27 protein-coding genes are annotated in these 21,640 nt (G+C 69.3%); 9 read left to right on the top strand and 18 right to left on the bottom strand.

Translation table 11 applies throughout. The features are described from left to right. Positions 1 to 368: 368 nt before the first annotated feature. Both AC3A57_RS13560 and AC3A57_RS13555 read right to left on the bottom strand, forming a co-directional pair. Positions 369 to 1,535 (bottom strand): lactonase family protein, encoded by a 1,167-nt coding sequence (locus tag AC3A57_RS13560; RefSeq protein WP_487579386.1) that lies wholly within the window; start codon positions 1,533 to 1,535, stop codon positions 369 to 371. 205 nt (positions 1,536 to 1,740) lie between these two features. Next, complete coding sequence (locus tag AC3A57_RS13555) at positions 1,741 to 2,466, bottom strand: SIMPL domain-containing protein (protein ID WP_487579385.1); 726 nt, start codon at positions 2,464 to 2,466, stop codon at positions 1,741 to 1,743. Between the two features lie 177 nt (positions 2,467 to 2,643). On the opposite strand from AC3A57_RS13555, the gene AC3A57_RS13550 reads away from it, so the two are divergent. Together AC3A57_RS13550 and AC3A57_RS13545 are read left to right on the top strand one after the other, a co-directional pair. Continuing rightward, positions 2,644 to 2,898 carry a DUF3297 family protein gene (locus AC3A57_RS13550; protein ID WP_487579384.1) on the top strand — a complete coding sequence of 85 codons (255 nt, stop codon included), beginning with the start codon at positions 2,644 to 2,646 and terminating at the stop codon, positions 2,896 to 2,898. 166 nt (positions 2,899 to 3,064) lie between these two features. Further along, entirely contained in the window at positions 3,065 to 3,541 is a 477-nt protein-coding gene (locus tag AC3A57_RS13545; protein WP_487579383.1) for a DUF2165 family protein, read from the top strand. A gap of 19 nt (positions 3,542 to 3,560) precedes the next feature. Here the strand turns inward: AC3A57_RS13545 and AC3A57_RS13540 are convergent, their stop codons facing one another. From AC3A57_RS13540 to tsaA, 6 genes are all read right to left on the bottom strand, one after another. After that, positions 3,561 to 4,046, bottom strand: a complete 486-nt coding sequence (locus AC3A57_RS13540; RefSeq protein WP_487579382.1) for a tetratricopeptide repeat protein — start codon at positions 4,044 to 4,046, stop codon at positions 3,561 to 3,563. A gap of 185 nt (positions 4,047 to 4,231) precedes the next feature. Beyond that, on the bottom strand, positions 4,232 to 5,596 hold the full coding sequence (locus AC3A57_RS13535; RefSeq protein ID WP_487579381.1) for an amino acid permease: 1,365 nt from the start codon (positions 5,594 to 5,596) through the stop codon (positions 4,232 to 4,234). 266 nt (positions 5,597 to 5,862) lie between these two features. Further along, positions 5,863 to 6,624: an ABC transporter permease gene (locus AC3A57_RS13530; RefSeq protein ID WP_487579380.1), complete on the bottom strand. Its 762-nt coding sequence runs from the start codon at positions 6,622 to 6,624 to the stop codon at positions 5,863 to 5,865. Then, the gene (locus AC3A57_RS13525) at positions 6,621 to 7,631 is read right to left on the bottom strand and encodes an ABC transporter ATP-binding protein (RefSeq protein ID WP_487579379.1); all 1,011 of its coding nucleotides are present in this window, start codon (positions 7,629 to 7,631) and stop codon (positions 6,621 to 6,623) included. Before AC3A57_RS13525 ends, AC3A57_RS13530 begins: the two co-directional genes overlap by 4 nt. A gap of 140 nt (positions 7,632 to 7,771) precedes the next feature. After that, positions 7,772 to 8,287: an SRPBCC domain-containing protein gene (locus AC3A57_RS13520; protein ID WP_487579378.1), complete on the bottom strand. Its 516-nt coding sequence runs from the start codon at positions 8,285 to 8,287 to the stop codon at positions 7,772 to 7,774. A gap of 261 nt (positions 8,288 to 8,548) precedes the next feature. Further along, positions 8,549 to 9,082 carry a tRNA (N6-threonylcarbamoyladenosine(37)-N6)-methyltransferase TrmO gene (gene tsaA / locus AC3A57_RS13515; RefSeq protein ID WP_487579377.1) on the bottom strand — a complete coding sequence of 178 codons (534 nt, stop codon included), beginning with the start codon at positions 9,080 to 9,082 and terminating at the stop codon, positions 8,549 to 8,551. Between the two features lie 189 nt (positions 9,083 to 9,271). Here tsaA and AC3A57_RS13510 point away from each other — a divergent pair, with 189 nt between their 5' ends. The 3 genes from AC3A57_RS13510 to AC3A57_RS13500 all read left to right on the top strand — a co-directional run bounded on the left by AC3A57_RS13510 (position 9,272) and on the right by AC3A57_RS13500 (position 10,818). After that, positions 9,272 to 9,646, top strand: coding sequence for a YciI family protein (locus AC3A57_RS13510; protein ID WP_487579376.1), 375 nt, complete (start codon positions 9,272 to 9,274; stop codon positions 9,644 to 9,646). Positions 9,647 to 9,753: 107 nt separating this feature from the next. Further along, on the top strand, positions 9,754 to 10,104 hold the full coding sequence (locus AC3A57_RS13505; RefSeq protein WP_487579375.1) for an excalibur calcium-binding domain-containing protein: 351 nt from the start codon (positions 9,754 to 9,756) through the stop codon (positions 10,102 to 10,104). A gap of 153 nt (positions 10,105 to 10,257) precedes the next feature. Further along, positions 10,258 to 10,818 carry a DUF3016 domain-containing protein gene (locus AC3A57_RS13500; protein WP_487579374.1) on the top strand — a complete coding sequence of 187 codons (561 nt, stop codon included), beginning with the start codon at positions 10,258 to 10,260 and terminating at the stop codon, positions 10,816 to 10,818. A 540-nt stretch (positions 10,819 to 11,358) separates the two neighbouring features. Here AC3A57_RS13500 and AC3A57_RS13495 read toward each other — a convergent pair. After that, the gene (locus AC3A57_RS13495) at positions 11,359 to 11,772 is read right to left on the bottom strand and encodes a VOC family protein (RefSeq protein WP_487579373.1); all 414 of its coding nucleotides are present in this window, start codon (positions 11,770 to 11,772) and stop codon (positions 11,359 to 11,361) included. A 359-nt stretch (positions 11,773 to 12,131) separates the two neighbouring features. Between AC3A57_RS13495 and AC3A57_RS13490 the strand changes: the two genes are divergently transcribed. Further along, on the top strand, positions 12,132 to 13,436 hold the full coding sequence (locus tag AC3A57_RS13490) for a beta-1,3-glucanase family protein (RefSeq protein WP_487579372.1): 1,305 nt from the start codon (positions 12,132 to 12,134) through the stop codon (positions 13,434 to 13,436). Positions 13,437 to 13,523: 87 nt separating this feature from the next. On the opposite strand, the gene AC3A57_RS13485 is transcribed toward AC3A57_RS13490, so the two are convergent. Continuing rightward, complete coding sequence (locus tag AC3A57_RS13485; RefSeq protein ID WP_487579371.1) at positions 13,524 to 13,958, bottom strand: PepSY domain-containing protein; 435 nt, start codon at positions 13,956 to 13,958, stop codon at positions 13,524 to 13,526. A 240-nt stretch (positions 13,959 to 14,198) separates the two neighbouring features. Between AC3A57_RS13485 and AC3A57_RS13480 the strand changes: the two genes are divergently transcribed. Next, the gene (locus AC3A57_RS13480; protein WP_487579370.1) at positions 14,199 to 14,627 is read left to right on the top strand and encodes a hypothetical protein; all 429 of its coding nucleotides are present in this window, start codon (positions 14,199 to 14,201) and stop codon (positions 14,625 to 14,627) included. 14 nt (positions 14,628 to 14,641) lie between these two features. Next, complete coding sequence (locus tag AC3A57_RS13475; protein WP_487579369.1) at positions 14,642 to 14,950, top strand: hypothetical protein; 309 nt, start codon at positions 14,642 to 14,644, stop codon at positions 14,948 to 14,950. A 72-nt stretch (positions 14,951 to 15,022) separates the two neighbouring features. On the opposite strand, the gene AC3A57_RS13470 is transcribed toward AC3A57_RS13475, so the two are convergent. From AC3A57_RS13470 to AC3A57_RS13450, 5 genes are all read right to left on the bottom strand, one after another. Next, a complete protein-coding gene (locus AC3A57_RS13470) occupies positions 15,023 to 15,565 on the bottom strand; it encodes a hypothetical protein (RefSeq protein ID WP_487579368.1) in 543 nt (180 codons plus the stop codon). Between the two features lie 89 nt (positions 15,566 to 15,654). Then, a complete protein-coding gene (locus tag AC3A57_RS13465) occupies positions 15,655 to 16,497 on the bottom strand; it encodes an arylamine N-acetyltransferase family protein (protein ID WP_487579367.1) in 843 nt (280 codons plus the stop codon). A 333-nt stretch (positions 16,498 to 16,830) separates the two neighbouring features. Beyond that, positions 16,831 to 17,448, bottom strand: coding sequence for a glutathione S-transferase family protein (locus AC3A57_RS13460; protein WP_487579366.1), 618 nt, complete (start codon positions 17,446 to 17,448; stop codon positions 16,831 to 16,833). A gap of 157 nt (positions 17,449 to 17,605) precedes the next feature. Next, positions 17,606 to 17,920 carry a hypothetical protein gene (locus AC3A57_RS13455; RefSeq protein WP_487579365.1) on the bottom strand — a complete coding sequence of 105 codons (315 nt, stop codon included), beginning with the start codon at positions 17,918 to 17,920 and terminating at the stop codon, positions 17,606 to 17,608. Positions 17,921 to 18,001: 81 nt separating this feature from the next. Next, positions 18,002 to 18,541, bottom strand: coding sequence for a DUF2058 domain-containing protein (locus AC3A57_RS13450; RefSeq protein ID WP_487579364.1), 540 nt, complete (start codon positions 18,539 to 18,541; stop codon positions 18,002 to 18,004). Positions 18,542 to 18,762: 221 nt separating this feature from the next. Here AC3A57_RS13450 and AC3A57_RS13445 point away from each other — a divergent pair, with 221 nt between their 5' ends. Further along, positions 18,763 to 19,188, top strand: a complete 426-nt coding sequence (locus tag AC3A57_RS13445) for a hypothetical protein (RefSeq protein WP_487579363.1) — start codon at positions 18,763 to 18,765, stop codon at positions 19,186 to 19,188. Positions 19,189 to 19,243: 55 nt separating this feature from the next. Here AC3A57_RS13445 and AC3A57_RS13440 read toward each other — a convergent pair whose 3' ends face one another. From AC3A57_RS13440 to AC3A57_RS13430, 3 genes are all read right to left on the bottom strand, one after another. Continuing rightward, the gene (locus tag AC3A57_RS13440) at positions 19,244 to 19,753 is read right to left on the bottom strand and encodes a DUF1697 domain-containing protein (protein ID WP_487579362.1); all 510 of its coding nucleotides are present in this window, start codon (positions 19,751 to 19,753) and stop codon (positions 19,244 to 19,246) included. A gap of 102 nt (positions 19,754 to 19,855) precedes the next feature. Further along, positions 19,856 to 20,665 (bottom strand): type I restriction enzyme HsdR N-terminal domain-containing protein, encoded by an 810-nt coding sequence (locus AC3A57_RS13435; protein WP_487579361.1) that lies wholly within the window; start codon positions 20,663 to 20,665, stop codon positions 19,856 to 19,858. A gap of 161 nt (positions 20,666 to 20,826) precedes the next feature. Further along, complete coding sequence (locus AC3A57_RS13430) at positions 20,827 to 21,252, bottom strand: GFA family protein (RefSeq protein ID WP_487579360.1); 426 nt, start codon at positions 21,250 to 21,252, stop codon at positions 20,827 to 20,829. Between the last annotated feature and the right edge of the window lie 388 nt (positions 21,253 to 21,640).

The following is a 21,640-nucleotide window of genomic DNA, read 5'->3' as shown; positions in this document are numbered from 1 at the left end:
AGAACTCGTCGAGGTGCCAAGCACATGCGGCGCAGCGATTCGGAAACTGCGACGCGGGATTGGGGATTGGGGATTGGGGGATTGGGGGATTGGGGATTCGAACGAAACCACCCCGTCCATCGGTCGCCCCCAACTCTTATCGCCAACCACCTACCGCTTCCCTCCTTTGAAAAAGGGGCCAGGGGGATTGCTTTTGATTTCGCAGCCGACGACGTTCGAGCAACCGCAAAAGCTAAATCCCCTCCGTTTTCAAACGGGGGGAACAGCATTGCCGACCTGATCGTCGGCCGTGGTCGCTTACCTACCGCCAGCGCCACCACACAAGCGACGGCTCGCCAATTCCCAATCCCGAATTCCCGATCCCCGCCTCAAGGCACGAACTTCACATCCGACGGCGCGGCCGCCGGCAAGGTCTGCACCGTGGCGCCGAGCAGGCCGGTGCCGGGATCGCGGGCGATCACCACCAGCGAGCCGCTGTGTTGGTTCGCCACCACCAGATGGCGGCCGTCCGGGGCCAGGGCGAACTCGCGCGGGCCGCGGCCCTCGCTGCTGCGGCGTTGCAGGGCGCTGAGCCGGCCGCTGGCGGCGTCGACCGCGTAGACGGCGATGTGGTTGTCTTCGCCGCGGTTGCTGGCGTAGAGATAACGGCCGTCGGCGGACAGATGCAGGGCCGCGGCGGCGTTGCCCTCGCGCCGGCCCGGATCCAGCGCCAGAGTCTGCACGATCGTCAAACGATCCTCGTCGCGCGCCAGCACCGCGATCTCGCCGCTCATTTCCAGGCTCAGATAGGCGTGCCGCCCCGATGCGTCGAACAGCAGATGGCGCGGGCCGGTGCCGGGCGGCAAGGCCAGGTGCGGCGTGTCCGCGGCGCGCAGCGGGCGTTCGGCGCTGCGCGCGGGGTCGTAGCGGTAGACATAGACCTTGTCCGCGCCCAGGTCGGCGGCGAGCAGGTAGCGTCCGTCCGGCGTCGGCACCGCCGCATGCACGTGGGTCGACGCCTGCCGCTGCGGATCGGCGCCGCTGGCCTGGTGGGTCATCACCTGCACCGCCGGCTGCAAGCGGCCTTCGTCATCGATCGGCAATACCGCCAGGGTGCCGCCGGGCGCGGCCTCGACCGCGTAATTGGCGACGAACAGATACCGCCCGTCGAGGCTGACGCGGGCGTGGGCGGGCTCGTCGCCGAGGCTGTTGGACTGCGACAGGCGCTGCGAACGCGCTTCGCCGCGCGCCAGGGCGTAACTGCTGGCGCGCCCGACCGGGTCGGCCGAGGCCGGTCCGTTCTCGTTGAGCGCGAACAGATGCCGGCCGTCGGCGGAGAACGTCAGCCAAGACGGATTGTCGGTTTCGATCACTTCCAACGGCTGCGGCTCGATCCGTCCGCTTTGCGTGTCGAAGCGATAGCGGCCGATGCCGCGGCACTGCGGGCCGGTGTAGCAGCCGACCAGCAATTCGGTCGCCGGGGCGGCGGCAGCGGCGGGCATGGCGGTAAAGCTCATCGACAGACTCCAGGCAAGCAGGACGGTTCGCAGGTTCATCGGGACTCCGGCGCGGCGGCGCGAGGTCCGATCCTGCCCCAAGCCCGGCCGGTTCGCCACGCCGGGTGTGGCGACGCGATGCCGGCGCGGCCGGCGGATTTACACGCGCCGCCGCACCGCGCCGAAGAACCTTGCGCGGCAACGGATCGGCCGCGACGCGGCGGCAACACGCGCCACGGCCGCAGGCCGGGCGGAGCGTCGCGGATCAGCGCGCGTAGGCGTATTCGACATCGACCTGCGCGGTCGTTTCGCTGCCGCGCGCGGGCGCCTCGGCGGCGTAGTTGTAGGCGCGCGCGCCGTACTGGGGCGCGATCGGCGGCGACGGCGTCCACCATGGCCGGTCGTTTTCGATCCGCACCGCGACCGGGCCGAGCAGGCGCCAACCCGCGGCCGCGGCCAGGGTTTCGGCCTTGCTTCGCGCGTCCTGCATGGCCAGCTGGCGCGCCTGTTCGGCGTATTCGGGCAGGCGTTGCGACAGCGGCTGCACCCGATCGAGTTCCTCGACGCCCAGCTCGGCCAGGCGCTGCTGCAGGCGCATCAAGGCCTCGCGGCTGCGCAGGCGCAGGGCGAAGCGGGTTTGGTAGCGGTAGCGGGTCGCCGCGGCATCGTCGCGCCGCTGCAGTCCGGTCGCGTCGGCGCCGGTTTCGTCCAGCTCGGCGCGCTGCGCGTCGATCGCCGCGCGCACCTGGGCCAGGTCCCGCTCGTGCCGCTCGCGCGCCGCGCCCGGTTCGGCCGCCGCGCTGACCACGACGAAGGCGAAACCGAACCGGTCCGGCTCATACGCGACCCGGCCGAAGCCGGCGACGCGGAAGCGGCCGGCGGATGCCGGATGCATCGCCGACGGCGCGATCTCGGCCTGGGCATCGGCCGCCCGTCCCGGGGTGGGAGCGGTCAGGCCCAGCGCCAGCAGGCAAGTCCAGAACAGTCGCATCGCGCCATCGCCAGGGACGGAGGGGGTCAAGCCAGCTTACCCCCCTCCGTCCCCGGTGCAGGACTGGGCCGGGGCCGGCCGCGCGCGTATCCTGGCCGTCGCCGGCCGAGGCCGGCGCTAGACCCGGCTGCCCGCCAGCCCGCCGCACCCGCACGCCCAACCGAACGAGCCTTCCGCATGACCGACACCCCGCCCGGCCGCCTCTCCAACGACCCGCGCAGCCCGTTCCACGACCCGGCCGTGCTCGAGCGCGGCATCGGCATCCGCTTCAACGGCGTGGAGAAGACCAACGTCGAGGAATACTGCATCAGCGAAGGCTGGGTGCGCCTGCCGGTCGGCAAGTCGCTCGACCGCCGCGGCAATCCGATGACGATGAAGCACAAGGGCACGGTCGAGGCCTATTACGTGCTGCCGACGCCCGACGCCGAGTAATCCGCCGGCCGGTTCGCCGTCTTTGCGGGAGGGGCAGGCCCCTCCCGCTGCGTTTGCGGCGGCAAAAACTTGTCAGGCGGGCGATGTCCAAAATCGCCGCCCTGGATCGTCGAATCAGCAAACGCCCCGTAATGCCGCGGGCGCACCGACCTCCAGGAGCCCCGCCGTGTCCCTCGCTTTCAGCCTGATCGTGTTCAAGTCCGTCCTGCTCGCCGGCCTCGCCGCCTGGCTGAGCGTGGTCGCGTTCAACAACCTCGTCGCCTTCCGCAACGGCGTGTTCGCGATCGGCCAGATCATGCGCATGGCGCCGCTGGACCAGGCGCCGGCGATCCAGACGCCGCTGCAGCGGCGCCGGGTCGAAGCGATCGGCTGGCACCGCGCGGTGCTGAGCGTGGTGTTGGCGGCGGAAGTCGTCAGCGCGGCGCTGCTGTGGGCGGCCGCGTTCGGCTACGCCGGCACCAGCGCCGAGCCGGCCGCGCTGGCGACCCTGGCGCTGGCCTCGTTCATGGCCACCTGCCTGCTGATGCTGCTCGGCGGCAGCTGGTTCGCCTACTACATCCGTCAGGACAACCTGCAGCTGCTGCACCTGGCCCTGATCGGCCTGGCCTGCGTGGCGACGGCGGTGGTGAACCTGCCGGTCTGAGCGGCCGCGGCGACGGCGCTCAGGCCACGGCGGTCGCGCGCAGTTGCGCCAACAGGCGCTGCATATCGGCGGCCAACTCCGGAATCGGCTGCGGCAAGCGCTGGGCGGTCTCGATCAGGGCGCAGGCGCGCGCGGCCTCGCCGGCGGCGGCCGCATCCAGGGCGCGAGCGTAGTCGCCCAGCGGCGCCGGTGCGTCCAGCACCGGCTGCAGCCAGTGGCGCGCGTCGCCGCCGGTGCCGCGCATCAGCAGCAACTGCGCCAACTGGAAGCGCGCCACCACGAAGCCCGGCACCTGGGTCAACACCGCGCGCAGGCGCTGCTCGGCGCGCTCGTACAGGCCGACCTGGGCGTGCTGGATCGCCAGCAGGTATTGCGCGTGCAGGTTGCCGGGGTCGCGCTCCAGCACCTGCTGCAGCAGGCGCACGGCCTCGACGTCGCGCGCCTGGGCGATGGCGGCGTGGGCGCCGGCGAGCAGCGCGGACAGGTCGGTGGGCGGTTGCGGCATGCTGCGGTCGGGTCGCGTTGCGGACGGGCCGGGCCGCGCGCTCCCCGGCACGGCCCCGAATCGGACGGTATTGTGCCGTGCCGGCCGGCAACGAAAAACCGACTGGGTCATAAGTGCGTGGGCGATAAGTGCGACGCCGCCCCGCAAGCGGGACGGCGTTCGTGGGCCGACGGCGGAACGCAGGATCAGGCCAGCGCTTCGCGGCGGTGGTAGCCCATCGCGTAGAACAGCACCGTCAGCAGGATCAGGAACGCCGGGCCGACGATCAGCGCCACCCGGGTGTCGGGGAAGTAGGCCATCAGCCCGATCACCAGCACCAGGAAGGCCAGCGCGATCCACGAACCCACGGGGTACATCGGTGCCTTGAAGGCGAGCGCGGCGCGTTCGGTCGGGCTGAGGCGGGCGCGGAACTTCATGTGCGCCACCAGGATCACGCCCCAGGTCCAGATCGCGCCGAAGGTGGCGATCGAGGTCACCCACACGAACACCTTGGCCGGGGCCAGGTAGTTCAGCGCCACGCCGATCAGCAGCACCGCCACCGAGACCAGGATCGCCGCGCGCGGCACCCCGCCGGAAGTGCGCGCGAACAACGCCGGCGCCTGCTCCTGCTGGGCCAGGTTGTAGAGCATGCGCCCGGTGCTGAAGATGCCGCTGTTGCACGACGACAGCGCCGCGGTCAGGACCACGAAGTTGATGATGCCGGCCGCCTCGCGGATGCCCATCCGCTCGAAGGTCATCACGAACGGGCTGCCGGTGGTGCCCAACTCGTTCCACGGGTACAGCGACAGGATCACGAACAGCGCGCCGACGTAGAAGATCACGATCCGCCAGAACACCGAGTTGATCGCGTCGGGGATCGACTTGGCCGGGTTGGCCGCCTCGCCCGCGGTCAGGCCGATCATCTCCACGCCCAGGTACGCGAACATCACCATCTGCAGCGACATCAGCACGCCCTGGGCGCCGTTGGGGAAGAAGCCGCCGTGGGCCCACAGGTTGCTTATGCCGGTGGCGACGCCGTTGTTGCCGAAGCCGAACAGGATCATCGCCAGGCCGGCCAGGATCATCACCACGATGGTCACGACCTTGATCATCGCGAACCAGAATTCGAACTCGCCGTAGGCCTTGACCGCGATCAGGTTGACCGAGCCCATCGCCACCAGCGCCGCCAGCGCCCAGGCCCATTGCGCCGAGCCGGGGAACCAGACCTGCATGTACACGCCGACCGCGGTGATCTCGGCCACGCAGGTCACCAGCCACAGGAACCAGTAGTTCCAGCCGGTCAGATAGCCCGACAGCGGCCCCAGGTAGTCGCGGGCGTAGCGGCTGAACGAGCCGGCGACCGGATGGTGCACGGCCATCTCGCCCAGCGCGCGCATGATGATGAAGATCGCCGCGCCGCCGAGCAGGTAGGCCAGCAGAATACCGGGGCCGGCCAGCTTGATCGCGTTGGCCGAGCCCAGGAACAGGCCGACGCCGATCGCCGCGCCGAGCGCCATCAGGCGGATGTGGCGCTCGCTCAGGCCACGGTGGAGTTGCTGGTGGTCGGTCATCCGCGTGGGCTCCCGCTGGCCGGCGCGTCGACCGCGCTGCGCTCAGCGCGGCCGGGCCGGGACCGGCGCAGCATACTCCGCGCGGCGGGGCTGCGGCAGGGTTGGGCGACGGGCACGTTGCGCTCAGCCTGCAGGGGACGAGGGGCGCGCGGCAGTCGGTCACGACGAAACCCGCGCCTGCCGCGCTCGCCCTCACCCTGGCCCTCTCCCGCTCGCGACGACCGAGGAAAGTGCCGAGCTGAGAAGGGTGGGGGTGTGGGCGAGCCTCAGCGCTTGAGCTTGTACCCGGTACGGAAAATCCACCACACCGCGACCAGGCACAGCAGCATGAACCCGACCGTCATGCCGACGCTGAGCCCGATGTCCACGTCGGACTTGCCGTAGAAGCTCCAGCGGAAGCCGTTGACCAGGTACACCACCGGGTTGAACAACGACAGCGAGCGCCAGAACGGCGGCAGCATGTCGATGGAATAGAAGCTGCCGCCGAGGAAGGTCAGCGGCATCACCACCATCATCGGGATCATCTGCAGCTTCTCGAAGCCGTCGGCCCAGACCCCGATGATGAAGCCGAACAGGCTGAAGGTGACCGCAGTCAGGACCAGGAAGGTCGCCATCCACAGCGGATGCACGATCTGGAAATCGACGAAGAACCGCGCGGTGAGCAACATCAGCGCGCCCAGGATCACCGACTTGGTCGCCGCCGCGCCGACGTAGCCGGCCACCGCCTCGACGAAAGACACCGGCGCCGACAACAGCTCGTAGATCGTGCCCGACCACTTCGGCAGGTAGATGCCGAAGGAGGCGTTGGAGATGCTCTCGGTCAGCAGCGCCATCATCACCAGGCCCGGCACGATGAAGGCGCCGTAGCCGATGCCGTCGATCTCGACCATGCGCGAGCCGATCGCCGAGCCGAACACGATGAAGTACAGCGAGGTCGACAGCACCGGGGTGGCGATGGACTGCATCAGGGTGCGGAACGTGCGGTGCATCTCGAAGTAGTAGATCGCCCGGATCGCATGCCAGTTCATGCCGCATCCTCCGCCTTGCCGTCGCCGGGCGCCGCGCGCTGCGCCGCCGGCGACTTGACCAGGTTGACGAAGATCTCCTCCAGCGAGCTCTGCGAGGTGTGCAGGTCCTTGAAGTCGATCCCGTGCTCGCCGAGCCGGCGCAGCAGGGCGGCGATCCCGGTTTCCTCGGACTGGGCGTCGAAGGTGTAGGTCAGCTCGCCGCCGTCGGCCGACAGGCTCAGCGCCGGCTCGGCCAGCGCCTGCGGCAGCGCCGCCAGCGGGGTCCGCAATTGCAGGGTCAGTTGCTTCTTGCCCAGCTTGCGCATCAGCGCGCGCTTGTCCTCGACCAGCACCAGTTCGCCGCGGTCGATCACCCCGACCCGGTCGGCCATCTCTTCGGCCTCGTCGATGTAGTGAGTGGTCAGGATGATGGTGACCCCGCTGGCGCGCAGCCGCGACACCATCGCCCACATCTCGCGCCGCAACTCGACGTCGACGCCGGCGGTGGGTTCGTCGAGGAACAGGATGCTCGGCTCGTGCGACAGCGCCTTGGCGATCAGCACCCGTCGCTTCATGCCGCCGGACAGGGCCATGATCTTCTCGCCGCGCTTGTCCCACAGCGACAACTCGCGCAGCACCCGCTCCAGATAGGCCGCGTCGGGCGCCTTGCCGAACAGGCCGCGGCTGAACTTGACCGTGTCCCACACCGTTTCGAAGGCGTCGGTGTGCAGTTCCTGCGGCACCAGGCCGATGGTCGCGCGCGCGGCGCGGTAGTCGCGGACGATGTCGTGTCCGTCGGCGAGCACCGTGCCTTCGCTGGGGTTGACGATGCCGCAGACGATGCTGATCAAGGTGGTCTTGCCGGCGCCGTTGGGGCCGAGCAAGGCGAAGATCTCGCCGCGGCGGATGTCCAGATCGACCCGCTTCAGCGCCTGGAAGCCGCCGGCGTAGGTCTTGGCCAGGCCGCGGATCGATACGATCGGCGCGGCCTCGGCGGCGGGGACGGACGAGCCAGTAACCGGAACCATGCGCAGGAAAGCCTCCGTGATCGCGGACCGTACGGCGGCCGGACCGGCGCGCGGCGCCATCGCCGCGTTGCGGCGACGGACGCGGCCGCAACGCGCACCGCCTCGGTCAGTGTAAGAGCAAGCGCGCGGACGCGCCGCGCTCAGCGTTGCGCGAGGTACGCGTCCAGGCGCTCGAAGCACTCGCCCCAGCCCGGCACGACCTGCTGGGTCTGCACGTCCTCGCGCTCGCCGGCGCTGGCGAACTCCAGCTCCAACGAGACTTCGGTGTGGCCATCGCCGCGTTCGGCCAGACTGACCCGATTCAACGAAGGCTGCGGCGGGCGCGCGGGATCGTCCCAGTCGACCCAGTACACCAGGCGCTCGGGCGCGACCAGTTCCTGATAGCGGCCGCGCAGCGGGTATTCGACGCCGTCGGGACCGACCATGCAGATGCGGAACTCGCCGCCGGTGGCGACGTCCATCTGCCGGACCACGCTGCGAAAGCCGTGCGGCCCCCACCAGCGCGCGATGTGGACCGGATCGGTCCAGGCCAGGAACACCAAGTCGCGCGGCGCGTGGATCACGCGCTGCAGGACGATGCGACGATCTTCGATACGGTGCGATGTGGCGGCGGCAGGCGGCGAGGCGCCGGCACGGCGGGAACCATCGGCGGTCATGACGGACTTCCTGTACGAACGAAGCGCGACGGGCGCGCAAAAGGAGGCCTGAAGCGCCTCTAAACCGACAAGCTAATTAACCCGGCCGGAAACTACATCCGGGTACCCACAGGGTCAAGCCGATTCTCCGCTCGGACTGCGGCATCGATCGCACTATTGCGTCGAAATCCGACTGTTATCACGAAATCGCAAAATCGGTACAACTTCCTGCGCTCGATTACGTAGGCGCACCGATGACGCGCGAGGTAAGACGCCGGCGCCTCAGTCGGCGGCGGGCGTGCGCGGCCGGCGCGGCCGCTTCGGGCCCGGTGCCGACTGCCGCCCCTGCGCGGCGTCGATCGCATCGATCCAGCCCGCGCGCGCCTGCGCGAACGCATCGGCGTAAGGCACGTAGGGCTTGATGTCGAGCACCGGCGTGCCATCGAGCAGATCGACCCCGCGCACCCGCAGCGCGCCCGGTTCGACCGCGACCAGTTCCACCGCCGACAGACCCAGCGGGTTCGGCCGATGCGGCGAACGCGTCGCCAGCACGCCGCGCTTGGGCCCGCCGCGCGGCGGCTTGACCTGCGCCTTCCAGCCCTGGCTACGGTGAAACGCGAAGATCAGCCAGATCCGCTCGAAGCCCTGCAGGTCGGCATAGGCCTGGAAGGGAATGTCGTCGGCGAATTCGATCCGCGCCTCTTGCGCGACGCCGGTTTCGGTGCCCTGGACCACGGTCGGCTGGTGCGGCGCATCGATGCGTTGCGCATAAGGCGAGCGCAGCCAGGCGATCGGGCGGCAGGCGAAGTCGGACATGCGAGGGGCGGATTGAACGGATTGCGTCATTGTCGCCCTGCGCGGCGACGCGGTCGACCGTCGCAACGCCTGCGATCGGCCTCGCCCAAGCTCTCCGACCATCGTCCCTGGCGCAGCGCCGCATAGGCGTTATGCTCGGCGCCGTCGCGGTCCGCCACGACTCCTCCCGACTCCGCTTCCGAGGCCCCCATGAAGTTCCTCGTTTCGATTTACAACGACGACAGCCTGATCGAAGCCCTGCCGCCCGGCGAGTACGAAACCATGATGCGCGGCTGCCTGGCCCATGCCGATCGGCTGCACGCCGACGGCGTCCTGCTGGACTCGCAGATGCTCGCGCCGCCGGCCAAGGCCGTGTCGCTGCGCACCCGCGGCGGCCGCACCACTTTCCTCGACGGCCCCTTCGCCGAAGCCAAGGAGTACCTGGGCGGCTTCAACCTGATCGAGGCGGCCGACATGGACGAGGCCCTGCGCATCGCCCAGGAATTCCCCTGGAGCCGCACCGGCCGGATCGAAGTGCGCCCGGTGATGGACTTCGCCGACGTCCGCCGCGCTTTCGCGGCCTGAGCCGAACCCGCGCCGTCGCGCAGCGACGGCGTTCGAGTCGGGCTTGCGCCGACGCATGACCGATTTCCCGCTCCCGCCGCGTTGGGACGAGCACGGGGGATCCATTCATGCACAGGCAAATCGTTTTTTTCCTGGTCGCGCTCGCCTTGGGCGCGACCGTACCGGCCTTCGGTCACGGCGGCGGGCTGGACAAACACGGCTGCCACAACGATCGCAAGCGCGGCGGCTATCACTGCCACCGCGGCACCGCGCCGGCGGCGGCCTGGGCCGCCGCTCCATCGGCGCGCCCGCGGCCCGCGCTGTCCTCGTCGTGGGCGCCCGCGAACGTCGCGCCGGGCGGCGGCGCATTCGCCAATTGCAGCGCGGCACGCGCCGCCGGGGCCGCGCCGGTACGGCGCGGCGATCCGGGCTATAGCCCGCGGCTGGACCGCGACGGCGACGGAGTCGGTTGCGAATGACGGCCTGAACGGGCACCGCCGACACGGCCGACGCACGATCGTGAATTGGCGCCAACGGCCTTCGTGCCGAGTCGGCGTTTAACCCGGTTTCGCTTGTTCCGCGCGCGGACGCAGGCGGACAATATCGTCGTACCCATCGCCTGGGAGCCCGCCATGAAACTCCGGATCGCGCTCGTCATCGCGTTGTCGGCCGCCGCGCTGGCGGCCGGGGACGCCGGCGCCCGCTCGCGCACCGTCACCGATCCCGAAGCGCCGCGCGCCCTGCCCGAGCAGGGCCCGGTCAGCGTGCGCTGGGAGGACCCGGCCAACTTCGCCGAGATCCGCTACAGCCGCAATCGCTACGACGCCCGCCGCGGCAACTGGGTCGAGCAACTGGCCCAGCACCTGCGCCAGCGCGCGCAGAAGGAATTGCCGGCCGGCGAGCAGCTCGCGGTCGACATCACCGACATCAAGCGTGCCGGCGACTACGAGCCCTGGCACGGGCCGCAGTTCGACGACACCCGCGTCGTCCGCGACATCTATCCGCCGCGCATCGTGCTGAACTTCAAACGTACCGACTCCGACGGCCGGGTGCTCGAGGAAGGCCAGCGCACCCTGCGCGACCTCAGCTTCCTGATGGGGCCGCGCCCGCTTAGCGACAGCGACCCGCTGCGCTACGAAAAGCGCCTGATCGACGACTGGCTGCGCCAGGAGTTCAAAGCCCCCGGCGCCTGAGCCCGGCCCACCGCGCACCCCCTGTAGGAGCGGCGTGAGCCGCGACAGGGGACGCGCAGAAAGGGCGCGAACTCACGCGGCATAGAGCAAATCCCCCCTGCCCCCCTTTTTCAAAGGGGGGAACAGCAAAGGCGTGCGCGTTGTCTTGCGCGACGCGTGCCCTTGTAGGAGCGGCGTGAGCCGCGACCGGGAACGCGCAGAAAACGCAACGACGCCGCCGCTCGACGAAGCCGCGCTCCGCACCGGGGTAGGAGCGGCGCAAGCCGCGACCCCGGGACGCGCAGACCAGCCAATCACGCCGTCGGCGTTCGGGACCGCGTTCTGCATCCGGTCGAAAGGGCGCGAACGTCCGGCATAGAGCAAATCCCCCCTGCCCCCCTTTTTCAAAGGGGGGAACAGCAGAAGCGGCGCTGCTTTCTGCAGGAACGGCGCAAGGGGGACTTTGTCTGCCGACAAACTATTCCTCCAGACGAACGCAAGCCGCCTTGCGGCGGCTTGCGCTGCAGCCCGTTCGCGGCGGCGAGACGGGCCGGGGAAGCTTTACTGCTGCGGCATCGCGCTCATGTCCATGTAGAACACGTCCCAGGTATGGCCGTCCAGGTCTTCGTAGCCATGCGAATACATGAAGCCGTAGTCGCGCGGCTCGCCGAGGACCTTGCCGCCGGCCGCGGCGGCCTTGGCGATCAGGGCGTCGACCTCGGCGCGGCTGCCGACCGGCAGGGCGACCAGGGACTCCACGCTCTTGCTGGTGTCGCACAGGCTCTTTTTGGTGAAGGTCTGGAAGAACGGCTCGACCAGCAGCATCGCGAACAGGTTCTCGCCCAGGATCATGCAGGTCGCGTTCTCGTCGGTGAACTGCGGATTGAAGCTGTAGCCGACCTGGGTGAAGAAGGCGACGGAGCGGTCGAGGTTCTTGACCGGCAGGTTGACGAAGATCTGGGCGTGGCTGGTCATGGCGAAGTCCTTGTTGAAAGAGGATGGAAGGGCGATAGCGGCGGGCGGGTCCGGCGTTCCGGGTTGGGATCGTTTCCTGCCTGCTCCCGATAGCGACGAAACAGGATCGCAGGAATCGACAAGCTCGGATGATTTTTTCTGTACCGGGCCGGCGCGGTTTCCTGCCTGCTCCTCACTGCGACGAACCGCGGCCTTCGCGATCGACAAACCTGCGAAGATTTTTTCGCGCGCCCGGCGCATCGCCGCCCGACGGTCCTTCGGCACGGTTCGGCGACGACGCTTCACAGCGCCCGCCCTGGCGCGTTCCCGCCATCGGGCGCGACCGGCCGGTCGCGCCACTCAACGCTTCGGAGACCACCATGACCGTCCCGCTGACCCTGGATGCCACCCAGACCGACCTGGCCGAAGACGTCCCGGTTTACGCCTACATCGTCGGCCTGGTGCCCGGCGGCTTCTACCGCCTCGACGCGTCCGGCCTGCCCTGGCCGATGCAGACCGGCGACAACACCCTGGCCGCGGGCAGCTTTCCCGGCGCCGACCTGCTCGATCCGGCCGCCGTCGCCGCGCTGGCCGGCAACTACCCCGATGCCTGGGCCGACTACTCGATCGTCCTGGCGCGCAGCGGCACGCCGACCCGAATCGACGTGTCGCAGATCAACACCGCGAACATCCCCAGCCTGGGCACCGGCAGCGCCGCCTTCAGCGGCCGCATCTACATCTCGGTCGGCGTGCCGCGGCTGCCGTTCACCGTGCTGAGCGGCGGCTACACCGCACCGGTGCCGTACCAGGGCGGTCCCGGCGCGCAATGCCTGTTCGACTGGATCGAGTTCTCCTACGACAGCGACGGCAACTTCAACGGCAACACCACTCAGGTCGACCAGTTCGGCTTCGCCCTGAGCCTGGACGGCACGCCCGGCGGCAGCGCGCAGGGGGTGCTGACGGCGTCGCGCGACGCGGTCATCGCCCAGGTGCAGGCCTTGCCGGCGCCGCTGGCCGGGCAACCGCTGGCGATCGCGATCGCGGCGGCGGCCGCGCCGGCCTATCCGGCCGGCGTGTCCTGGCTGCGCGCGATCTCGCCCAAGACCCTGACCGGCGACCCCACGTATGGCAGCGCCGCAGTCACCTGGTTCGATGCTGAGATCTCCACCTGGTACCGCAACTGGCAGACCCGACCGCTGGTGGTGCACGACGTCGCCAGCGGCTACTACACCGGCGTGGTCGACGCCGGCAGCGGGGTGTTGAACTTCTACGCCGGCCAATATCCGACCCTGGCCGAATGGCAGGCTGCGGCGCCGCCCCTGGCGTTCGCGCTGACCGGCGCGGCGCCGTCGACCGTGCAGTTCGGCTCGCTCGATGTCTGGCAGTGCAACAACGCCCTGGCCAACGGCGGCCCCGCGCAACTCAACGTCGGCAAGAACATCGCCGCGGCGTTCAACCGTGGGGTGGTGAGTTACCTGCTCGACGACGCCGATTGCGCCGGCGCCGCCGGCGGCTTCTATCCGGCCGGCGGCACCTGGAACGCCTGGGCGCAGCTGACCCATGCGGTCAGCGCCAACGGCCTGGCCTACGGGTTTCCCTACGACGACCTGTGCGACCAGAACCCGTCGATCCAGTTGAACGGCACCCAGAGCGTCGCCGTGGTGCTGGGCGATTTCTACGCTTGAGGCCGACGCAACGGCCGCGGCCGCGCGGGCGGCCGGGGCCGTTGCGGGCGCGACGCGGGCACCGGGATGCCCGCGGGCGCCGTGCGCTCAGTCTTTTTCCTTGCCGATGATCTTGCCGTTGTTGGGATTGATCTTCAGCTCGACGTCCTTGCCGGCCGGATCGTCGGCCTCGGCGTTCCAGATGCCGTCCTCGTAGTCCACGTCGTGGATATTGGTGTAGCCGGCCGCCGACAGCGCGGCGCGGACATCGCGTTCGCTCATGCGTGCGACCAGTTCGTTGGCGAACACCGTGCCGCCGCCCGGATCCAGCCGCACCTGCACCCGGTTGCCGTCCGCGCTGCGCGCGTCGGCGTGCCAGACGCCATCGGAAAACTTCAGGTCGTTGACCTTGGTGTAGCCCTGTTCGGCGAGGCGGGTGCGGATCTGATGCTCGGTCAATGCGACCGGACCGTCCGCGTCCTGCGCCGCAGCGACGGCCGGTACGCAGGCCGCCAGGGCGAGGGCCAGGATGATCTGCCTCATGGCGCGCTCCTGTGCTGGGGGAGACTCGATTCTGGATGGCGCGCGCGAACCCGGGATGAATGTTCGCGCGTTCATCGCGCACCAGCCGACGAGTGCGAATGAACCCGCCAACCATGCGCACGGCTTTCGTTCCGCCTCACCCTGCCGTCACCCCGCGCTAATGTCCGCGCGCGCCGCAGCATCGCATTCGCGCGCCTTTGCCCTATGCTGTGGCCGACCTCGCGGAAAGGACCTCTGCCCATGCACGCCGCCCTGCTCGTTCTCGTATTCGCCTCCGCCGGCTCCGCCGCGGCGCCGTCGCCGCCTGAGGCCGCGGCCGCACCGGGCAGCACCGTCGCCAGCGCGATCAAAGTCTGCGAACCCGAGGGCGAACGCCGCTACCTCGCCCGCCTGGTCTGCCCCGACCGCAGCCATCCGCAGTTCGAACGCGCCGGCAGCGTCGGCGAGCGCACGCCCTTGCCGGCGGACATGACCGAGGCGCAGTCGGCGCAGCTGGTCGAAGCGCTGCTGGCCGGCAAGCCGCTGGCTCCGGGCGAGCCGGATCATCACGTCGTCGATCGCTACCGGGTGGTGTGCGGCACGCGCGAGACCTCGATTTACCTGGACATGTACCACTGCGACCGCCCGCCGCCGCGCATCGCGCCGGCCGGTTTCGAACTGATCGACTGAGCGGAACCGGCGACATGGGATTCGACATGAGCGCCGGCGGACGCGAGGAGAGCATCCGTCACGGCGAGGAATACGTGCTGCAGATGGCCGCCGACGACGCCGCGCGCTATCCGCAGCTGCATGCGCTGTGGTGCGCGTTCTTCGACGATCCGCGCTTCTCGCCGCAACAGGCCGGCGCCATGGTGCACGAGCTGATCGAACTGCTCGACCGCCACGGCAACGGCGGACGCGAGCGCGGCCTGACCCACACCGTGCTGCGCTGGCTGGCGTTCTTCAGCCATGCCGCCCGCGGCGGCCACGAGATCGACACCTATAGCGACTGAGCGCGGGCAAGTACACGCCCGTGCGTCGGCGGCGAGCGCGCCGGGATCGGCCGCCGGCCTGGCCCGGACGGACTAGCCGGGACGGAAATCCTCCACCCGGTCGACGCGCTGGCGGCCGCCGAACCAGACCAGCTTGGCCGGATACTCCTGGCCCAGGTAGTCGATCAGGTCCGGCCAGGCGCGGTTCGGACGCTGCCGGCACGCGGTCTCGCCGTCGGTCTTCCACCAGCGGTTGTAGACCATGATCGCCCGATCCGGCGGCCTGGCCTTCTTCTTGGCGTTGAGCGGCAGCTGCAGGAAGTAGCAATGCGCCCATTCGGTCAGGTCGAGCATGCGGTCGGTGACCTTGACCTTCTTGCCCGGCGAACGCGGCGAGGCGACCTCGCCGAGCCAGATCTTGAGGTCGCGGTTGATCAGCGGCAGCTTGTGGTGGGCGCCGTTGAGCCGCGTCGGCAGGCTCGAAGCCAGGCCGACGTACTGCATCCGCACCTTGTGCTTCCACTTCTGCTTGCCGATGGCCAGGTAGATGCCGTCGTCGAAGTCCACCGCCGCCTGGCGCGCTTGCTCGAGCGTGTAGGGACCGTACCAGTCGACCACCGAAACGATGGATTTCATGCGCCGTCCTGATGGCGGGTGCGGGCCGCGCTCGGCGCGGCGGGCGCCCAGTATCGCGCAAGGACGCGGACGCGGCCAGACCGCGGGCGTCAGCCTGCCCGCTGCCGCCCGATCGCCTCGCGCAACTTGGCCTCGTCGGCCAGGCGCAGGCCGAACTCCCCGCGCAGCACCGCGATCACCGCATCGGCGTCGGCCAGTTCGCGCCGTTCGCTGGGCTGGCCCAGGCGGTGCACCGCGTAGCTGTCATTGTTCAAGGTCTTGCGCCAGCCGGGCCCGGTGCGGGCGACGAACAGTTGGCCGCGGAACGGCGACTGCGGGTGCGAGGACACGTACCAATTGCCGACTACGTAATCGATCGGCTCCTGCGGCGCCAGGTCGAACACGTACATCGCCCGCCATTCCTCGCCGACCCTGGCCCGCAGCAGGTATTGGCCGGACTCGCGACGCTCCAGCCGGTACGGCTCGTGCGGGGTGGCCTGTTCGCCGGTCTCGTCCAGCCGCAGCGGCCCGGTCGGCACCATGCCGCCGAAGCCGACGTCGGCGAGCCAGCGTTCGCCGTCGATCTCGACCAGCGCCACCAAGTGGGTGCGCGCGGTGACGGCGTCCTCCGGGCCGCCCATCAGCACCCGCCCGGTCAGGCCGCGCGCCTGGAAGCCCAGTTGCTGCAGCAGGGCCAGGAACAGGCCGTTGAGTTCGTAGCAGTAGCCGCCACGGCCGCCGTGCAACAACTTGCGGCGCAGCGACGGCAGATCGATCGGGATCGGCGCCTGCAGCAGGGTGTCGATCGTTTCGAACACGAACGCATGGCTGTGCCGGCGTTGCAGCTCGCGCAGGCTGTCCAGGGTCGGCGCCGGCGCGCGCCCGTAGCCCAGGCGTTGCAGGTACAGCCGCAGGTCTTCCTGCGGCAGGGTGGATTCCGGCTGCGGCGACATCGTCGGTCTCGGCGTGTTGGACTGCCGCCACCTTACGACCTCGACCTCGCTTGAGGTCCAGCGTTGCGGGCCGTCGGCGCCGCAACGCTGTGGTGCGCGAATGAGGTTGCGGCGTCCATCGTTGAAGCCTCAAACAGGAGGGGCGTGTCGCGGTGAAGCCCTGGATCCCCGCTTTCGCGGGGATGACGTGCTGGATGGGGCGCTCAGGCCTTGACGCGCCGGATATGCACCCCAGATGCGCGTCTACGCGGTGATGACGTGCTGGGGAGGTGGCCCAGGTCTTGGCTCGCCTTGCATCCCCGCTTTCGCGGGGAAGACGCGCCGGTAGGTCGCTCAGGCCTGGGCCAACAGGGCCTGGTCGTACTCGGCGGCGAACTGCGACGACGGCCGCTCGCTGCAGCGGCGCACCCAGTCCTGGATCGCCGGGTTGGCCGGCATCGATTTGGAGAACCACACGAACGGCGTATGCAGCAGCAGGTCCGCGGCGCTGTAGCGGTCGCCGAGCAGATACGGCGCGTGCTCCAGCGCCTTGCCCAGGCGCGCTTCCATCTCGGCCACGCCGCGGAAGGTCGCGGTGAGGAAGGGATGTTCGACCCCGATCGCCGCCAGCAGCAGCACCGGCTCGATCACGCCGCCGTACCAGCTCAGCCAGGACAGGTAGCGGCCGCGCTCGCGGCTGCCGATCGGCGCGCCGAGGCCATGCTCCGGGAACAGGTCGGTCAGGTACTGGATGATCGCCGGGCTTTCCCAGATCTCGACTCCGTCGTGCAGCAGCACCGGCACCTTGCCTTCCGGATGCGGATTGCGCGCATCGCCGGCGAAGGGTCGATCCTGGCCCTGGCGCTGGATCTCCACCGGCCGCACTTCGACCCGATCGAGCGCATCGAGCTCCTTGAGCAGGGCGATGATGCGGGTCGAACGCGAATGCGGCGAGTGGATCAGGGTCAGCATGGCAAGGCCTCGTGGGCGCAGTGGAAGAGGCGCCCACCTTATAGGCGCAATGCGGACAGGATGGGTCCTCTATCGTTTTCGCGCCGCAGCGCCGGCTGCCGAAGTGCCGGCATGCGCAGGCTCGCCACGCGAGCCCACGCGAAAGGGACGGAGGGGGTTAAGCGCGCTTACCCCCCTGCGTCCCGGTGTCGTCCTCCGGCTCGAGCCCGGCCAGGGCGAGCCGGCTCAGAAAATCGTCGTGTTGTGCCGGCGTCAGCCCGTGCACCGTCGCCACCAGGGTGTGGAACCAGGGATTGGGGTGGGCGGCATCGAAGTCGAACGACAGCGGCGGTACGCCGCCGTCTGCGCAGGCCGCGACCAGTTCGGCAGCGATCGCGTCGCCGGCGTCGTCGAAGTTTCCGGCGCCGTAGCGCGACTGGATCGCGTCGAGCCGGAAGCGGTACAGACGCGTCGTCGCCGGAGGCGTGGACATGGCGCGATGCTCGAATGCGGAAAAGGCAACAAAGGGGACGGAGGGGGCTAAGAGCACTTAACCCCGTCCGTCCCGGTGTCGTTACCAGACCAGGTCGTCGGGCACCTGGAACTGCGCGTAGTACTCGTCGTCCTCGCCCGCCGGCGCGGCCGCCGGCGGCGCGCCGTGATCGAGCACGATCGCCGCCGGGTCGCGCTCGCGCACCTTCTGCGCGGCCGCGCGCGGCAGCAGTTCGTAGCCCTCGTCCAGGCGCGCGATCACCAGCGCGCCGCTGGCCAGTTGGGTGCGCAGCGCCTTGTCGACCAGCAGGCTCTTGATCTTGTCGCCGTCGGCGAAGCGATAGTCGATTTCGCCTTTGCGCTCGACCCGGTTGGCCTCGACGATCTGCCGCACCTGCGCGCGCAGCTCGTGCGCGCGCGCCTGCGCATTGCGCTCGGCCGCAAGCGCGCGATCGCGCTCGGCGCGTTCGGCGCGCAAACGGTCGACGTCGACCTGGTCTTCCTTCGGCGCCGCGGGCGCCTTGCCCTGGCGCTGCTTGGCCTGCTCGCGCACGGCCTGGGACACCTGGGACTTCTTGGCCAGCCCGGCCTTCAACAATTGATCTTGCAGGGGATTTCGCATGCCCCCGAGTCTAGTACGGCATCCCCCGGCACCGGAAGCGCCGGGCTCCGGCCGGGCGCGCCCCTGCCCGGCGCCGCTGCGCTGGCCTCCGGCGGACGCGGCGCGCGCGCCCGGCCACTGTCGGTTTGGCGCAACTTGGGCCGGCAAGGCCGCTGTTATAGTGCCCGCCCCTTCCCGGCCGCGACGGTCGCGGCAGGCCACACAATCAATCAAGGACGGATATGGGTTCGATCATAGGGATGGCGATCTTCGGCGGGCTGTGCGGGCTCGGTCTGCTCAACGTGATGGCGCTGGTGGCCAAGAACGGCAAGCATCAGTTCGATCTGGTCGAGTTCTCCTCGGACCAGGACGTGGCCGGCGCGGTCGCCGCCTGGGCCGCCGGCAACGGTTATGCGCTCATCCGCAGCGAGGGCGCGCGCCAGGTTTACCGCAAGGGCAAGGGCTTTCTGACCGCGCCGATGTTCCTGGAGCTGGACCGCGCCGGCGAGCGCTACTCGATCAAGAGCTACGTGCGCATCAACGGCCTGATCCTGCAGGGCGACGTGGCCCTGGCCGGCGACGGCTTCCTGGTCAAACTGCCGCGCTCGATCGCCAAGAAGGCGCAGAACCAGTTGTTCGCCTCGCTCGGCCTGCAGCCGCTGCAGTAAACGCCCGCTCGCATCGCCGGCCGCGCGTGCGCATGCGCGCCGGCGAGACGCGGCCTCAAGCGCCGGCCATCTCGATCAGCTTGGCCACCGTGTTCAAGTTGCGCGCGGTGCCGGCCTTGGCGGCCGGAATGGTCAGCTTCGAATCGGCCATGCCGTCGCCGTAATGGACGTAGATCTCGCGCTCGCCGAGCGCGATCTCCTCGCCGTTGCGGTGCTTCGCCGCCGCCAGCGCATCGGCCGGCGGCGCGTCGTCGAGGAAGATCAGCACCGCCCGGTTCGGCGCCGCCTGCTTGAACGGATTGGCTTCCAGCGCGCGCCGCAGGTCCGCGCCGGTACGCACCACCACCCCGACCGGCTTTCCGGCATACGCCTGCAGCTTTTCTTCCAATGCCGCCCGCACCCGCTGCGCGCTGAGCTTGCTGCGCAACACCACGTTGCCGCTGGCGATGTAGGTACGCACGTCCTCGAACCCTGCCGCCTCGCACATCGCCCGCAACTCGGCCATCGGCAACTTGCCGGTGCCGCCGACGTTCACGGCGCGCAGCAGGGCGATGTAAGTGGTCATGGCGGGTCCGGCGGTGGCGGCGAAGACCGCCAGGATACCGGTTCGGGTCGCAGGCGCTGCGTCGCCTTGCCGTCCTGGCAACCACCGACCAACGGACATCTGTCAAGCGGAAACGGTTTCGACCTCCGGATCCGCGCCTTTATTCGGCTTCTCCGGCTTCGTCGACGCGGCGCGCAGTGCCTTGTTAGCGGCGCGGGCGATCTTCTTCCTCGCGTCCTCTGCCTTGTCGCCCTCAAGTACCTCACGCTTTATGACCTCGTTCACCAGAACCTCTCGGATCTGGGACGCGTCGATTCGCACATCCGGCGACACCCTACGCAGCTCGCGGCGTATCACGTCCAGCACCGTGTCCGTCTGCAACATGGCGCCCACGAAGAAGCGCGACAGGGCTTGTTTCTGTGTATGGTACTCACCCAGCACCGATCGCTGCCAGCCTTCCTTGCACCATAGGTAGAGCAACTCCAGGTCGCCATCCACGCGTGGATTCAGTGCGCAGAAGTCGATCTCCAGCACCAGCTCCTGATCGATCGGCTTGGCGAACACCAGGTGATAGACGCGCCAAGTAATACCGTTGGTCAGCAACACCCAGTCCACACCCTGGTTGGCGGCGTAGTCGATCGCTTGCTTGACGTGCGCATCCTTGAGTTCGAGGCCGATCGCCTTGACTTCGATCAGGGTTTGCAGCTGACCATCGATCCGGATCGCCAGATCGCAGAAAGTGCCGCGGATCGAGTGCTCCGAGGTCACGTCCGAGTACTTGTCGTACCCGAAGACGTCCGCAAGCATATCTTTGATGATAGTGACGGTGTCGGCCTCGCCGACGTCGCGCGCTCTTGCGGCCGACAAAATCGGCTGATAGCGCTTCAAACCGGCAACCAGGCGTTCAGAAACCTTCTTCGGTACGGCAGCCATCCTTGTCCCCCTCGGCCAATACGCGGTATTTCCGAACTTAAAGGACGCACGATACGCCGCACAACGGCCAAGCCCGGCCTCCCCGGCCATACTGGGCGACCGGTCTCCAATCCGGAGGCCAACCGGTCAAGCGATCCCCGCTGGGACGCCTAGAGACCACATCACAGATACCCCGGCGCCGCCGGCGCCGACTCCCAGCGATCGTGGCGACCGTCCTCGTACTCGACCGGGATCGCCGCCAGGGCCGCGTCGCCCAGTCCGTCCAGGCAGGCGACATTGACCGCATGGAACCAGCCGTTGAACGGTTCCATCTCCAGATAGCCGCGGCTGAAGGGACGCACGCCGCAGCGCCGGCAGAAGTGGTGATGGACGTGGCCCTGCGGCCATTGCGAATCGGCGGCGCGGTAGTCGCCCAGTTCCTGCTCGCCCTGCAACAGGCGAAATTCGCCGGCCATCGCGAACGCCTTCCACATCCGCGTCTTCAGACAGAAGCTGCAATTGCAACGCCGCGTGCCTGCGGCCAGGTCCAGATCGCATTCGAACCGCACCGCGCCGCAATGGCAGCTGCCTGGGTAGGTCTGCTTCATCCCTCGCCTCCGTTCGCCGGCCGACACCGCGACCGCTGCGTCGCCCGCGAGCTTAGCGCCGCCGCCGCGGCCCGGGCCGTGCGCAGGGGCGAAAGCTGACATTTATCAGCCAAGCCGCAGCGACGTCCTGCCCCTGTAGGAGCGGCGTGAGCCGCGACCACCCGCAGCGGTGTACGCAAGCGGCCCCGGCCGAAGCCCGGCCCGATGGGCGCGGGCGGTCATTCCCCCCGGATAGCCCCGCTTCGGGCGCCAACGTGGTATTCCGCCGCATCGGCTGTCGCGGCTCACGCCGCTCCTACATAAGCATCCCTTGTAGGAGCGGCGTGAGCCGCGACCACCCGCAGCGGTGTACGCAAGCGGCCCCGGCCGAAGCCCGGCCCGATGGGCG

Source organism: Lysobacter sp. Soil_C_15, from assembly GCF_057657315.1.
The sequence above is the reverse complement of the archived record's forward strand: the minus strand, read 5'-3'. Positions and strand labels throughout refer to the sequence as shown.

Excerpts from the sequence above, each read along its gene's own strand:
- AC3A57_RS13560 (WP_487579386.1), bottom strand. The coding sequence starts at position 1,535 with ATGAACCTGCGAACCGTCCTGCTTGCCTGGAGTCTGTCGATGAGCTTT.
- AC3A57_RS13555 (WP_487579385.1), bottom strand. The coding sequence starts at position 2,466 with ATGCGACTGTTCTGGACTTGCCTGCTGGCGCTGGGCCTGACCGCTCCC.
- AC3A57_RS13550 (WP_487579384.1), top strand. The coding sequence starts at position 2,644 with ATGACCGACACCCCGCCCGGCCGCCTCTCCAACGACCCGCGCAGCCCG.
- AC3A57_RS13540 (WP_487579382.1), bottom strand. The coding sequence starts at position 4,046 with ATGCCGCAACCGCCCACCGACCTGTCCGCGCTGCTCGCCGGCGCCCAC.
- AC3A57_RS13535 (WP_487579381.1), bottom strand. The coding sequence starts at position 5,596 with ATGACCGACCACCAGCAACTCCACCGTGGCCTGAGCGAGCGCCACATC.
- AC3A57_RS13530 (WP_487579380.1), bottom strand. The coding sequence starts at position 6,624 with ATGAACTGGCATGCGATCCGGGCGATCTACTACTTCGAGATGCACCGC.
- AC3A57_RS13525 (WP_487579379.1), bottom strand. The coding sequence starts at position 7,631 with ATGGTTCCGGTTACTGGCTCGTCCGTCCCCGCCGCCGAGGCCGCGCCG.
- AC3A57_RS13520 (WP_487579378.1), bottom strand. The coding sequence starts at position 8,287 with ATGACCGCCGATGGTTCCCGCCGTGCCGGCGCCTCGCCGCCTGCCGCC.
- tsaA (WP_487579377.1), bottom strand. The coding sequence starts at position 9,082 with ATGTCCGACTTCGCCTGCCGCCCGATCGCCTGGCTGCGCTCGCCTTAT.
- AC3A57_RS13510 (WP_487579376.1), top strand. The coding sequence starts at position 9,272 with ATGAAGTTCCTCGTTTCGATTTACAACGACGACAGCCTGATCGAAGCC.
- AC3A57_RS13505 (WP_487579375.1), top strand. The coding sequence starts at position 9,754 with ATGCACAGGCAAATCGTTTTTTTCCTGGTCGCGCTCGCCTTGGGCGCG.
- AC3A57_RS13500 (WP_487579374.1), top strand. The coding sequence starts at position 10,258 with ATGAAACTCCGGATCGCGCTCGTCATCGCGTTGTCGGCCGCCGCGCTG.
- AC3A57_RS13495 (WP_487579373.1), bottom strand. The coding sequence starts at position 11,772 with ATGACCAGCCACGCCCAGATCTTCGTCAACCTGCCGGTCAAGAACCTC.
- AC3A57_RS13490 (WP_487579372.1), top strand. The coding sequence starts at position 12,132 with ATGACCGTCCCGCTGACCCTGGATGCCACCCAGACCGACCTGGCCGAA.
- AC3A57_RS13485 (WP_487579371.1), bottom strand. The coding sequence starts at position 13,958 with ATGAGGCAGATCATCCTGGCCCTCGCCCTGGCGGCCTGCGTACCGGCC.
- AC3A57_RS13480 (WP_487579370.1), top strand. The coding sequence starts at position 14,199 with ATGCACGCCGCCCTGCTCGTTCTCGTATTCGCCTCCGCCGGCTCCGCC.
- AC3A57_RS13475 (WP_487579369.1), top strand. The coding sequence starts at position 14,642 with ATGGGATTCGACATGAGCGCCGGCGGACGCGAGGAGAGCATCCGTCAC.
- AC3A57_RS13470 (WP_487579368.1), bottom strand. The coding sequence starts at position 15,565 with ATGAAATCCATCGTTTCGGTGGTCGACTGGTACGGTCCCTACACGCTC.
- AC3A57_RS13465 (WP_487579367.1), bottom strand. The coding sequence starts at position 16,497 with ATGTCGCCGCAGCCGGAATCCACCCTGCCGCAGGAAGACCTGCGGCTG.
- AC3A57_RS13460 (WP_487579366.1), bottom strand. The coding sequence starts at position 17,448 with ATGCTGACCCTGATCCACTCGCCGCATTCGCGTTCGACCCGCATCATC.
- AC3A57_RS13455 (WP_487579365.1), bottom strand. The coding sequence starts at position 17,920 with ATGTCCACGCCTCCGGCGACGACGCGTCTGTACCGCTTCCGGCTCGAC.
- AC3A57_RS13450 (WP_487579364.1), bottom strand. The coding sequence starts at position 18,541 with ATGCGAAATCCCCTGCAAGATCAATTGTTGAAGGCCGGGCTGGCCAAG.
- AC3A57_RS13445 (WP_487579363.1), top strand. The coding sequence starts at position 18,763 with ATGGGTTCGATCATAGGGATGGCGATCTTCGGCGGGCTGTGCGGGCTC.
- AC3A57_RS13440 (WP_487579362.1), bottom strand. The coding sequence starts at position 19,753 with ATGACCACTTACATCGCCCTGCTGCGCGCCGTGAACGTCGGCGGCACC.
- AC3A57_RS13435 (WP_487579361.1), bottom strand. The coding sequence starts at position 20,665 with ATGGCTGCCGTACCGAAGAAGGTTTCTGAACGCCTGGTTGCCGGTTTG.
- AC3A57_RS13430 (WP_487579360.1), bottom strand. The coding sequence starts at position 21,252 with ATGAAGCAGACCTACCCAGGCAGCTGCCATTGCGGCGCGGTGCGGTTC.